The sequence below is a fragment of the Streptomyces regalis genome (genome assembly GCF_001509475.1).
In the GTDB taxonomy this organism is placed as follows: Bacteria; Actinomycetota; Actinomycetes; order Streptomycetales; family Streptomycetaceae; genus Streptomyces; species Streptomyces regalis.
Genome location: NZ_LLZG01000312.1, coordinates 1 through 12,038, shown reverse-complemented (window position 1 = coordinate 12,038; position 12,038 = coordinate 1). Strand labels below are relative to the sequence as shown.

Genomic DNA, 12,038 nt, shown 5'->3' with positions numbered 1-12,038 from the left:
CACATGACCTGGCTGATCACCGGCGGCGCCGGTTACATCGGAGCGCACGTCGTACGGGCGATGACCGAGGCGGGCGAGCACGCGGTGGTGTACGACGACCTGTCCACCGGGATCCCCGACCGCGTGCCGGACAACGTCCCGCTGGTCGTCGGCTCGACGCTGGACCGCGATCGCGTCGCCCTCGCCATCGCGGCCCACCGGATCACCGGTGTCGTCCATCTCGCGGCGAAGAAACAGGTCGGCGAGTCGGTCGACCTCCCCCTGCACTACTACCGGGAGAACGTCGAGGGCCTGCGCGTCCTCCTGGAAGCCGTGACGGCGGCGGACGTTCCGTCCTTCGTCTTCTCCTCCTCGGCCGCGGTGTACGGCATGCCGGACGTGGACCTGGTGACGGAGGAGACGCCGTGCGTGCCGATGTCGCCGTACGGCGAGACCAAGCTGGCGGGCGAGTGGCTGGTCCGCGCGACGGGCCGCGCCACGGGCCTGTCCACGGCATCGCTGCGCTACTTCAACGTGGCCGGCGCGGCAGCCCCGGAGCTCGCCGACGTCGGCGTTTTCAACCTCGTCCCCATGGTCTTCGAGAAGCTGACGGAGGACGCGCCCCCGCGCATCTTCGGCGACGACTACCCGACGCCGGACGGGACGTGCGTGCGCGACTACATCCACGTCGTGGACCTGGCCGAGGCCCACGTGGCCGCCGCCCGCGCCCTGCGGTCCTCCCCCGGCCGCGACCTCACCCTCAACATCGGCCGCGGCGAGGGCGTATCGGTCCGCGAGATGATCGACCTCATCAACACCATCACCGGCTACGACCGCCCCCCGACCACCACCCCCCGCCGCCCCGGCGACCCGGCCCGAGTCGTCGCCTCCGCCGACCGCATCACCGCCGAACTGGGCTGGAAGGCCAAGCACGATGTGCGGGACATGATCGCTTCGGCTTGGGAGGGGTGGGTGCGGATGCATCCGGGGGCGGCGCGGAGTTGAGCCTCCGCCGTCAGTGGGTCAGCGGGTCAGCGGGTCAGCCAAGAGAACGGCGGTAACGCAACTTGTTGAGCGAGGCCCCGCCGGTGGTGTCTTCCACGGCAGTACCGTCTGCGCGCCAGCCGTGGGCCTCGTAGAAGCGCCTGGCGCGTTCATTGTCCTCCAGCACCCACAAGGTGGCGAGCGCGTAGTCGGCCTGCCTCAGAGCCGCCCACGTGGCCGACATCAACTGCTTGCCGACCCCAGTGCTCCAGACCTCCGGCACCGCATAGAGAGTGCCGATCTCGGCGATGCCGGGGCTCTCCTGTGACGGGCCGAAACTGGTGAATCCGACGATTCCCACCTCGGTCTCGGCCACCAGTACACGGACTGGATCCATGGCGTCGAGGTAGGGCTGCGGAACAAGACCGGCGAAGGCCGCCTGCCAGGAGCACACATGGACACCAGCGACGGCTGATGCGTCATCAGGCCGCGCCTGTCGAATCCGCATGGCCGTCATTCTTCAAGGCGCCCCAGCCTGGGCCAAGTTCTTTTCCCGAGGGCGATGTCGAGAAGTGCGGGAGCGCAGCCAAGCGGTCATCGTCCAGGCCGGGACGGGTCCGGCGCTCCAAGTTCGAACCAGACCCCTTTCCCGCCCTCACCGCCCCTTTGCCCCGTCCGCCACCCACCCCGCTCGGCTCCCCATCGCCCCTCGGTGAGCGAGTCGAGGATCCACAGCCCACGCCCACTCTCGGCGTCGTACCCCTCCTTCATGACGGGCAGGGTTACGTCCGTGTCGAAGACCGTCGCGCGCATGCCGGCCGGGTTGGTGACGAGGAGGAGCCCGGCGCCGGTTCCGGTTCCGGCTGCGTGGACGCAGGAGTTGGTGACCAGCTCCGAGACGCAGAGCGCCGCGTCGTCCACGATGCCGCCGAGTCGCTGCGCTTGCAGGACGGAGGTGACGAAGTCGCGGGCGATGTGGGGGGAGGTGACGTGGGAGGGGATGCGGAGGCTGTATTCGGGCATGGGGGTCAGCTCCAAGTCGCCGTAGGCAGAGGTGAGTTGAGCAGGCGGGAGGCCGTGCACAACGGAGGGTGCCGCCTGCATCACTGAAGGTAGGGGGCAAGCTATAGCCGGGGCAACCTATACACGGAACATGCCAGCCCTCCGTGTGACCCGTGCCATGCTTGCTCGGCACACTTGCACGCTGGAAGACCAGAGGGACGTCAGAGATGCCGCTCAGGAGCAACCCCACTTATCGCCAGCAGCGGTTGGGGGTCGAGCTGCGCAAGATGCGCGAACGTGCGGGCATCACCGCCCGAGCCGCCGCCGCGCTGCTCAGTTCAAGTCCCATGCGCCAAAGCCACATCGAGAACGGCCGCAGCGGCATCAGCGAGGACCGCATCCGACGCCTGGCCAGGCACTGTGCCTGTGACGACTCCGCGTACGTCGACGCACTGGTGGGCATGGCTCTGGAGCGGGGCAAGGGTTGGTGGGAGGAGTACCGCGGCATTGTCGTCCCTGTCGGGCTCGACCTGGCGGAGCTGGAGCACCGCGCTGTGCGCATCCAGACATTTCAAATGCCGCACATTCCAGGCCTGTTGCAGACCGAGGATCACATGCGAGCCGCGTTCCGGTACGCATCGCCGGAGCTGACGCCTCAGGACCTGGAAGCGTATGTGGCGTTCCGCCTCCGCCGCCAGCACGTCATCACGGAGTCACCGGCGACGCCGTATGAAGCCATCATCCACGAGGCTGCCCTGCGCATCCTCGTCGGCGGCCGCAAAACAGCCCACGCACAGTTGGAGCGCATCCTTGAGCGCTCGGAGCTGGACCATGTGACCCTACGCGTCCTGCCGTTCGCCGCCGAGGACTTCGCCGGCGCCGGGCACTCGATGGACTATCTGCACGGCCCCGCTCCCCAACTGGACACCGCGCTGACCGAGACCGGTCACAGCAGCGTCTTCTTCGATGCCGAGCCGCTACTCAAGCAATACCGCAAGCGGTACGACAGGGTGGCAGGCTCAGCCCTGAACCCGGTCGAATCCCGGGACTTCATCGTCCATATGCTCCAGGAACTTTGAAAGGCACCCTCCGTGATCACACCCCTCACTTGGCAGAAGTCGTCCTTCTCAGGCGGCGGCACAGGCGACAGCTGCGTCGAACTCGCCGCCCGCACCACATCCCCCACCTCCATACACCTCCGCGAAGGCGACACCCCCGCCACCGTCCTCACCACCACCCCCACCGCCCTGCACGCCCTCCTGGCCACACTCAAGAACGGCAACGACCTGCCCGGATGAGCACCCCCTCCCGAACGAACCGCGTCCTCGGCACCGTCATCGGTTCTGCTGTCGGCGACGCCCTGGGCGCTCCCTTCGAGTTCGGGCCCGAAGGCGCCTTCTCCGCCCGCTTCCCCAAACCCGGCCACGGCGGCGAGATGTGCGGGGGCGGCGGCTGGGACCCCGGCGAGGCGACCGACGACACGCAGATGGCCGTACTCGTCGGCGAGTCGCTGCTGGAGTGCGGCGGGCTCGAACTCCCGGACGTCTTCCGGCGCTTCCAGCGCTGGGCAGCGGCCGACCCGAAGGACATCGGCCTGCAGACGGAAGCCGTACTAGCCAGCGGCGACTCCTGGGACACGGCCGCGGATCAGCCAACGGGCAGCGGGGAACGGCGCATTGATGCGCGCAGCCACGTCGGCCGTCCACTTCGCCCGCCACGGCCACAAAGGGAGGCCTCAGAGGGCCCCGGTCTTCCTCAGGTGGCCGAGGTGATGGTCAACGGCTGCCACATCTTCGTGATGGTCAACGGCTGCCACATCTTCCCGGGAAAGGACCAGGGAAATCCACTGCCGAAAATTTCCGCGAGCAATGAACTCGGCTGGCAGTTCAATCCCGTAGTGCTCTACGTAGTCAGCCGCGTCGAGCCGCCAGAAGAACCGGCCGTCGCTCATGATGGCGGTGCCGCCGGGCCGGGAGAACTTGTTGCCAAGAATGTCCTCCGAGAATCCCGTGTCGGGGGTGTTCAGTCTGGGTGGTGGCCGACTGTGACAGGAGTTATGAGGGCAGCGATTACGTGCCGGGATCCTCTGCCAGAATCGCGTCTCGAATTACTTCGAAACTGGACTCCGCTTCTGGGTCACGTTCCATCATGCGTTCCCAGAAGTCGCCTGCAATCCATTCCCTCGGCCCGAGGATCAAACCACCTCGGCGGTTGATCTCCACACTCCACTGGGAAGGGATGACGTCCGACACTTGATCAAAGCACTTCCCACTGTACAGGCCAGCGAGTTCACCCGGCGAGTCCTCAATTCGCAGCGAGGAAGAACCGTCGCTACTCACATGCAGTTCGAGCACGACGTACTCCCGGCCGGGGGTGAGGTGGTACCTGCCGTCGACGGGATTGGGCGGTGAATCCGGAGAACCCAAATAGCGAACTCTCACCTTCTCACCCCTCCACCCATCCGGCGCCGGCCAGCGCTCGCCAGAACACCCGCTGAGCGCCGGCTACGCGTTGTTCAAGTACGTCAGCACAGCCAGCACCCTCCGATGCCCACTGTCACTCTGCGGCAGCCCCAGCTTGAGGAAGACGTTGCCGATGTGCTTGTGGACGGCGCGTTCCGTCACGACGAGCGTCTTGGCGATGGTCGCGTTGTCGTGGCCCTCGGCCATCAGCGCCAGGACCTCGCGCTCGCGCGGGGTGAGCGAGTCGAGCGGGGAGTCGCGGCGGCGGGTCAGCAGCTCGGTGACGACCTCGGGGTCCAGCGCCGTGCCGCCGGCCGCGATCCGTTCCAGCGCGTCGAGGAACTCGTCGACCCGGCCGACCCGGTCCTTCAGCAGGTAGCCGAGGCCGCTCGCGCCGCCGGCGAGGAGTTCGGCGGCGTACGACTCCTCGACGTACTGGGAGAGCACCAGCACCGGCAGCCCGGGCATCTCCTTGCGCGCGGCGAGTGCGGCGCGCAGGCCCTCATCGCGGAAGTCGGGCGGCATCCGTACGTCGAGCACGGCGGCGTCGGGGCGGTGCTCCAGCAGCGCGGGCAGGATCTCGGGGCCGGTGGTGGCGACGGCCACGACGTCGTGTCCGGCCGACGTCAGCAGGAGGACCAGGCCCTCGCGCAGCAGGGCGTTGTCCTCGGCGATCACGACTCTCACGGCAGTTCCGCCTCTACTCCGGTCACCGCACGCGCGCGGTGACGCCGCCTCGCTCAACCGGCGGTCGCTGCGCGCAGCCTACTCACAGCGCCTTCAGGGCCTCGGCGGTGGCCCGCGCCAGGGAGTCCAGGTAGCCCTTGGGTAGCTTCGGGCTGCGGACCACCACCGAGCGCCAGTACAGAGGGCCAGAGATGATGTCGAGGGCCAGCTCGTCGTCGACGCCTGCGCGCAGCTCGCCGCGCTGCTCCGCAGCCTTCACGATCCCGCTGGCGACTCCCTCCTGCCCCTGCTCCAGCGCCTTCTGCAGCGCCTCGGCGATCTCGGGGTTGCGGGCCGCCTCGGCCTGGAGGTCCGGGAGGATCTGCGAGGCCACGGGGTGGCGCAGGGCGCGGGAGGTGACCTCGTAAAGCAAGCGCAGGTCGCCCTCCAGAGAGCCCGTGTCCGGCGCGGGCAGACCCATCACCGCGACCGCGGACACCACGTCGAGCACCAAGTGCAGCTTGGAACGCCAGCGCCGGTACACCGCGGTCTTGCCGACGCCCGCGCGGCGCGCGATGCCCTCTATCGACATCCGTGCATAGCCGACGGCCGCGAGCTCTTCGAAGACGGCTGCCCGGATGGCTTCCGTCACGTCCTCCCGGAGTACAGCCGCCCCAGCAGGGCTCCGACGGCGCGGACGCGTCTGGGGCTGGTCGGCGTTGGTCGTCATACGGACCAGCATAGGGCGTAGCGACGATACGGTCCCGTCCCCACGCATTCCGTCACGACGAAACGGTCTCGTCCCCACGTATTCCCCACGCATCACGTCACGACGAAACGGTTGCGTTCCGACGTCCATTCGACCTACGCTCACGTTGCGACGATACGGCCCCGTCCCGACGTAAGAAGACGTGAAGAGCCACGTAAGAAAACGTCGTGCGCCCCATCCCCCACGAACGAAAGCAGCGGATGTGAGCCAGGTCCTCGACACACCGCCCCCGACGACACCCGCCCCGGCCCCGGTCGACCTCGCGGCCCTCGCCGCCCGGCACGGACTCTCGGTCAGCGGCGCCCGCCCCTCCCTGCCCGAGTACATCCGCCGGCTGTGGGCGCGCCGGCACTTCATCGCCGCGTTCTCCACCGCCAAGCTCACCGCCCAGTACAGCCAGGCGAAGCTCGGCCAGGTCTGGCAGGTGCTGACGCCGTTGCTGAACGCGGCGGTGTACTACTTCATCTTCGGCAAGCTGATGGGCACCAGCCGCGGCGTGCCGGACTTCGTCCCGTTCCTGGTGACCGGGGTGTTCGTCTGGACGTTCACACAGAGCTCGATCATGGCGGGCACCCGCGCGATCTCCGGCAACCTCGGCCTGGTCCGGGCCCTGCACTTCCCGCGGGCCGCGCTGCCGATCTCCTTCGCGCTGCAACAGCTCCAGCAACTCCTGTTCTCAATGGCGGCCCTGGTCGTGATCCTGCTCTGCTTCGGCATCCCGGTGGCCGCCTCCTGGGTGCTGGCGGTCCCGGCACTGGTACTGCAGTCCATCTTCAACGCCGGCGTCGCGATGATCGTGGCCCGGATGGGTGCGAAGACGCCGGACATCGCCCAGCTGATGCCGTTCGTGCTGCGCACCTGGATGTACGCGTCGGGCGTGATGTTCAGCATCGCCCACATGATGAGCAAGCACACGCACACGCCGTCCTGGGTGACCTCGGCCCTCCAGGTCAACCCCGCCGCCGTCTACATCGACCTGATGCGCTTCGCACTCATCGACAGCTTCCACGCGAAACAGCTCCCGCCGCACGTGTGGGCGATCGCGACGGGCTGGGCGCTGCTCGCCGGCGTCGGCGGCTTCATCTACTTCTGGAAGGCTGAGGAGACGTACGGCCGTGGATGACAACGCGAAGATCACAGACGACCGCAACAACCACAACGACCGCATCCCCACCGTCGTCGCCGACGGCGTCGACATCGTCTACCGCGTCAACGGCACGGGCGGCGGCCGCGGCTCCGCCACCGCCGCCCTCAACCGCATCCTGCGCCGCAAGCAGTCCGAGAAGGCGGCGGGCGTGCGCAAGGTGCACGCCGTGAAGAACGTCTCCTTCGTCGCCTACCGCGGCGAGGCCATCGGCCTCATCGGCACCAACGGCTCCGGCAAGTCGACCCTGCTCAAGGCGGTCGCGGGCCTGCTCCCGGTCGAGAACGGCCGTATCCACACCGACGGCCAGCCCTCCCTCCTCGGCGTGAACGCGGCCCTGATGAACGACCTCACCGGCGAGCGCAACGTCCACCTCGGCGGCCTCGCGATGGGCATGTCCCGCGAGCAGGTCAAGGAGCGCTACCAGGAGATCGTCGACTTCTCCGGCATCAACGAGAAGGGCGACTTCATCACCCTCCCCATGCGCACGTACTCCTCCGGCATGGCGGCCCGCCTGCGGTTCTCCATCGCCGCCGCCAAGGACCACGACGTCCTGCTCATCGACGAGGCCCTCGCGACCGGCGACCGTTCCTTCCAGAAGCGTTCCGAGGCCCGGATCCGCGAGCTGCGCAAGCATGCGGGCACGGTGTTCCTGGTCAGCCACAACAACAAGTCGATCCGCGACACATGTGACCGCGTCCTGTGGCTGGAGCGCGGCGAGCTGCGCATGGACGGGCCGACGGACGAGGTGCTGAAGGAGTACGAGGCCTTCACGGGTGACAAGCCGGCCAAGCCGAAGCCGAAGGCTCCTGCTCCCGCCTGAGGTCTCCCCCGTCAGGCGCAACTCCGGGCGCCCCTTTCATCCTATTGGTGCCACTATGACGGACACAGGGTCCCCGGAGTGATGACGAAGGTGAAGGAGCCCCCGCGATGCCCGAGCTCAGCGTCATCGTCCACGGGCCCAACACCCAGGACCGCCTGACCGGACTCCTCGCCTCCCTGGCCGCGCACCCCCACCCCGAGGTCGAGGTGATCGTGGCCGCGGTCGGCGCCTGGGCGCAGGAGGCGGCTGGGGCGTACGCCTCCGAGATGCTGGTGTTGCCCCTGCCGGACGGGACGGCGGACGCCGCGGCCCGTTCGGCGGGGGCGTCCCGGGCCTGTGGCCGCTGGCTGCACTTCGTGCACGCCAAGGACGGCCTGCCCGCCGGGGCCCCGCGCACGGTCGCCGAGCGTGTCGCGGATCTGCCGGATGAGGTCGACGTCCTCCTCTTCGACCATGTCCGCTCCACCTGGGAGGCCTCCGGCCTCCCCTCCGAGGATGGCCCCCGCCTGGCCCGCGCGGGCCGCGCCGCCCACCCCCTCGACGGCATCGCCCGCACCGCCCTCCGCATCACCCCGCTGCTCGGCAACCGCGCGCTGCGCACCCCCTTCTGGCAGGCGCACGAACACCAACTCACCACCCCCGACGAGCCGTACGCCGCCTACGCGTCCCTCCTCCTCGCCGACCACATCGCCGCCCTGAACCAAGTGGCGTACGAGCACCGCGAGCTGCGCCCCGAGAGCCTCCCCCCGGTCACCCCGGAGGAGCGCTACGCCCTGATCGACCGCTACGAAACGCTCCTCGTCCTCGCCCGGAACCGCCCCGCCGCCCGCCCCACCGCCGGCCCCGCCCCCGACGCCGTCCTGTACGACGTCATGGTCCAGGACTGCCTGCGCACCTTCGCCCGCACCGCTATGCCGGACGCGGTGGCCAGGGAGTTCTTCCGCCGAGCCGGCGAAGCGGCCGTCCGGCACCGCCCGCCCGGGCACCGTCCCCCCTCCGGCCCCGAGGCCATCCGCCGCGCCCTCCTCGAAGAGGACGCGTACACCAGGTACCGCGCCTTCCAGGCCGCCAACCGCGCCCGCCGCGCCGCGAAGGCGGCCGTACGAAGCCGTGGACGCCAGGTCGCCGCCGCCCTCGGAGACCACCACTACCGCACGTCCCTGTCCCGCCCGGTCAACCCCAACCTGGCCGTCTTCGCGGCGTACTGGAACCGCGGAGTGGCCTGCAACCCGGCGGCGATCGCCGCCAAGCTCACCGAACTCGCCCCGCAGATCCACCCGGTGTGGGTGGTGACGCCGGAGAACGCCCCTCTCCTCCCACCCCACACCGACCATGTACTCCCCGGCACCCGCCGCTGCCGCGAGGTGCTGGCCACGGCGAAGTACCTGGTCAACAACGTCAACTTCCCCAACGCGGTGGTGAAACGCCCGGACGCGGTCCATCTCCAGACCCATCACGGCACCCCGCTCAAGCGCATGGGCGTGGACCAGCTGGAGTTCCCGGCCGCCGCCAAGGGCCTCGACTTCCAGGCGCTGCTCGCCCGTATCGACAAGTGGGACTACAGCGTCTCGGCGAACAGCCACTCCACCCGGATGTGGGAGCGGGCGTATCCCTCCCGCTTCGTCTCCCTCGACTACGGCTATCCGCGCAACGACGTCTACTACACGGCCACCGCCGCCGACATCCGCGCCGTACGCGACCGCCTGGGCATCCCCCCGGCCCACCGCGCGATCCTCTACGCCCCCACCCACCGCGACTACGAGGCCGGCTGGACCCCCCGCCTCGACCTCGCCACCCTCGCCGACCAGCTCGGCGAGGACACGGTCCTGCTGATCCGCGGCCACTACTTCTACGACGGCAGGCCGTCCCCGCTGACCGCCCTGCGCCGCACGGGCCGGATCATCGACGTCTCCGCCTACGACCCGGTCGAGGACCTGTGCCTGGCCGCCGACGCGCTGGTCACGGACTACTCGTCCATCATGTTCGACTACGCCAACCTCGACCGTCCGATCGTCGTCTACGCCGACGACTGGGAGACCTACCGCTCCACCCGCGGCGTCTACTTCGACCTGCCGGCCGAGCCACCCGGCCAGGTGGCCCGCACCCAGCGGGAACTGGCGGACATCCTCACCACCGAGGCATGGCAGGACGAGGGCGCAACGAAGGCCCGGGCGGCCTTTCGGCGCCGCTTCTGCGAGTACGACGACGGACGTGCCGCCGAACGGGTCGTACGCCGCGTGTTCCTGGGCGAGAGCGAAGACGCCCTGCCGCCGGTGATCCCGCTGGAGGAACGCACGCCGGCGCCGAGCCCCCGGGAGGCGGTATGAAACCGGACGTCACGGTCACTGTGATCGTCTACAACGACCCGGCACGCCTCCCCCGTGCCGTGGAATCGGTACGCCGGCAGACCCACGCCAACATCGAGATCATCATCAGCGACGACCACTCGACGGACGAAACACCGGACGTGGCAAGGGAGTTGGCGGCCCAGGATCCCCGCATCCGCCACCTCCGACTGCCGGAGAACAGCGGCGGCTGCAGCGCCCCGCGCAACCGTGCCCTGGAGATCGCCCGGGCGCCGTACGTGATGTTCCTGGACAGCGACGACGAGCTTCCCGACGACGCCGTGGAGTTGCTGCTCGCCGCCCACCGTGAGCGGGAGATCGACTTCGCGATGGGCGCGGTGGTGCGGATCCGGGAGGACAGCGGACGCCGTACGAAGTGGATGCCGCACCTGGTCGCCGAGCGCCGCACCGTGGTCGGCATCGAGTCCGAACCCCGGCTGCTCTTCGAGCACCTGTCGACGAGCAAGATGTACGCCCGCGCGTTCCTGGACCGGCACGACCTGCGGTTCCCGGAGGGCATCCACTACGAGGACCAGCTGTTCACGACGCAGGCGTACTGTCTGGCCAAGGAGTTCACGATCATCCCCGAGCCGGTGTACCGCTGGTACATCGCGCCGTACGCGGCCACGGACGCCGCATCGATCTCCAACCAGCGCCACCGGCTCGACAACGTCCGCGACCGCGTCGAGGTCCAGCGCCTCATCGACGGCTTCCTCGCCGAGAGCGGGCACGGGGTGCTGCGCGAGGACAAGGACTACAAGTTCCTCAAGCACGACTTCCGGATGTACGCCGGGGACCTGCCGTACCGCGAAGAGGAGTGGCTGACCGGCTTCGCGGACATCATGACCCCCTATCTGGAAACCCTGTCCCCCACGGCCTACGCCCGCCTGCCCCGCCCGGAACGAGTGGTCCTGCAGCTGATCCGCGAACGCCGTTTCGCCGAGGCCCGGCTGGCGGCGCGGGGGCTGGGCCACGGGGTGGCGCCGAGGCAGGTGACACCGGACGCCGACGGCCACACGTACTGGGGCGACAGCCTCCCCACCACGGACTGGGCCCGCAGCGAACTGGACGTCGCCGACCTGGAGCTGGACACCCGGCCGTTCCGCAGCGCCCAGTTCCGGCACGAGATCACGGAGCTCACGCGCGGCCCGGGCGCCTCGGTCGACCTCACCATCCGGACCTACGACCCCGGCCTGCGCCTCCCGGTGGGTCCCCACCGCGCGAGCCTCCTCATCCGCCCGGGCCGACACCGCCTCACGACCGCCTTCCGTCTCTCCCCCGTCCGCCCCGGCATCTTCGAAGGCCACGTCCACCTGGACCTGTCGTCGGCCCCCGTCCCCCACCACGGTTTCGCCGGCGTCCGCCACCCGCTCCTGCGCATCGAGCACCAGGGCCTGTCCCATACGGCCGTACTCCTGGCGCCCCTGTCCTTCCCGCCCCTGACGGCCCGCATCGACTACCACACCGGCACGGCGCCGCACCGGGTCACGATCGAACCGGAGGGCCGCGGCCCGGGCCGCCTGCAGGTGCGGTGGGAGCCGGTGGGCGTGACGGCGAGGTTGGTACGGCCGGTGGTACGGCGCGTGGCGGGCCGGAGGGTGAGAAGAGCGGCCCGGCTGCTGAGGAGCGCGATGCGGTAGGCGCGCGCCGACGGTCACTTCTAGCAAGAGCCTGGCGGCATGCCGAGCGGGGGCTGAGGAATCCTCACCGCACCACCTCGTACAGCACCTGCCCACCCGGCCCCCGAGCCACCACCCGCAACCCCGACTCCCCCGCCCCGCCGCCCACTGCCACGGCCCGATCCACCACACACCGCACCCGATACGCCTCCACGATCCCCCGGCGCACGCCCCCCGGCGTGCCC

The 12,038-nt window shown here is 69.5% G+C and carries 12 protein-coding genes and 1 pseudogene; 8 read left to right on the top strand and 5 right to left on the bottom strand.

Going from position 1 to position 12,038, the window contains the following annotated elements; all coding sequences use genetic code 11:
• The first annotated feature begins 3 nt into the window (after window positions 1-3).
• Window positions 4-984, top strand: a complete 981-nt coding sequence (gene galE, locus ADL12_RS27405; RefSeq protein WP_062706385.1) for a UDP-glucose 4-epimerase GalE — start codon at window positions 4-6, stop codon at window positions 982-984.
• Between the two features lie 34 nt (window positions 985-1,018).
• Here galE and ADL12_RS27400 read toward each other — a convergent pair whose 3' ends face one another.
• Entirely contained in the window at window positions 1,019-1,471 is a 453-nt protein-coding gene (locus ADL12_RS27400) for a GNAT family N-acetyltransferase (RefSeq protein WP_062706454.1), read from the bottom strand.
• 86 nt (window positions 1,472-1,557) lie between these two features.
• Window positions 1,558-1,986 carry an ATP-binding protein gene (locus tag ADL12_RS27395; protein WP_062706452.1) on the bottom strand — a complete coding sequence of 143 codons (429 nt, stop codon included), beginning with the start codon at window positions 1,984-1,986 and terminating at the stop codon, window positions 1,558-1,560.
• A 206-nt stretch (window positions 1,987-2,192) separates the two neighbouring features.
• Here ADL12_RS27395 and ADL12_RS27390 point away from each other — a divergent pair, with 206 nt between their 5' ends.
• The 3 genes and pseudogenes from ADL12_RS27390 to ADL12_RS51070 form a co-directional block, all read left to right on the top strand.
• On the top strand, window positions 2,193-3,044 hold the full coding sequence (locus tag ADL12_RS27390; protein WP_062706382.1) for a DUF5753 domain-containing protein: 852 nt from the start codon (window positions 2,193-2,195) through the stop codon (window positions 3,042-3,044).
• Between the two features lie 12 nt (window positions 3,045-3,056).
• Window positions 3,057-3,263, top strand: a complete 207-nt coding sequence (locus ADL12_RS27385; protein ID WP_062706379.1) for a DUF397 domain-containing protein — start codon at window positions 3,057-3,059, stop codon at window positions 3,261-3,263.
• Window positions 3,260-3,692, top strand: a pseudogene (locus tag ADL12_RS51070) (ADP-ribosylglycohydrolase family protein); the annotation flags it as partial. The gene ADL12_RS27385 and the pseudogene ADL12_RS51070, both read left to right, overlap by 4 nt.
• A gap of 342 nt (window positions 3,693-4,034) precedes the next feature.
• Here the strand turns inward: ADL12_RS51070 and ADL12_RS54280 are convergent.
• The 3 genes from ADL12_RS54280 to ADL12_RS27375 form a co-directional block, all read right to left on the bottom strand.
• Window positions 4,035-4,319 (bottom strand): hypothetical protein, encoded by a 285-nt coding sequence (locus ADL12_RS54280; protein WP_159053314.1) that lies wholly within the window; start codon window positions 4,317-4,319, stop codon window positions 4,035-4,037.
• A 150-nt stretch (window positions 4,320-4,469) separates the two neighbouring features.
• The gene (locus ADL12_RS27380; RefSeq protein WP_062706376.1) at window positions 4,470-5,114 is read right to left on the bottom strand and encodes a response regulator; all 645 of its coding nucleotides are present in this window, start codon (window positions 5,112-5,114) and stop codon (window positions 4,470-4,472) included.
• Between the two features lie 82 nt (window positions 5,115-5,196).
• Window positions 5,197-5,835 carry a TetR/AcrR family transcriptional regulator gene (locus tag ADL12_RS27375; RefSeq protein ID WP_063806741.1) on the bottom strand — a complete coding sequence of 213 codons (639 nt, stop codon included), beginning with the start codon at window positions 5,833-5,835 and terminating at the stop codon, window positions 5,197-5,199.
• Window positions 5,836-6,064: 229 nt separating this feature from the next.
• Between ADL12_RS27375 and ADL12_RS27370 the strand changes: the two genes are divergently transcribed.
• From ADL12_RS27370 to ADL12_RS27355, 4 genes are all read left to right on the top strand, one after another.
• Window positions 6,065-6,985 (top strand): ABC transporter permease, encoded by a 921-nt coding sequence (locus ADL12_RS27370; protein ID WP_062706373.1) that lies wholly within the window; start codon window positions 6,065-6,067, stop codon window positions 6,983-6,985.
• Entirely contained in the window at window positions 6,978-7,829 is an 852-nt protein-coding gene (locus ADL12_RS27365; RefSeq protein ID WP_244188071.1) for an ABC transporter ATP-binding protein, read from the top strand. Before ADL12_RS27370 ends, ADL12_RS27365 begins: the two co-directional genes overlap by 8 nt.
• Before the next feature lie 107 nt (window positions 7,830-7,936).
• Window positions 7,937-10,156: a CDP-glycerol glycerophosphotransferase family protein gene (locus ADL12_RS27360; RefSeq protein ID WP_062706370.1), complete on the top strand. Its 2,220-nt coding sequence runs from the start codon at window positions 7,937-7,939 to the stop codon at window positions 10,154-10,156.
• A complete protein-coding gene (locus tag ADL12_RS27355; RefSeq protein WP_062706366.1) occupies window positions 10,153-11,814 on the top strand; it encodes a glycosyltransferase family 2 protein in 1,662 nt (553 codons plus the stop codon). The genes ADL12_RS27360 and ADL12_RS27355 overlap by 4 nt, the downstream gene beginning before the upstream one ends.
• Window positions 11,815-12,038: the final 224 nt, after the last annotated feature.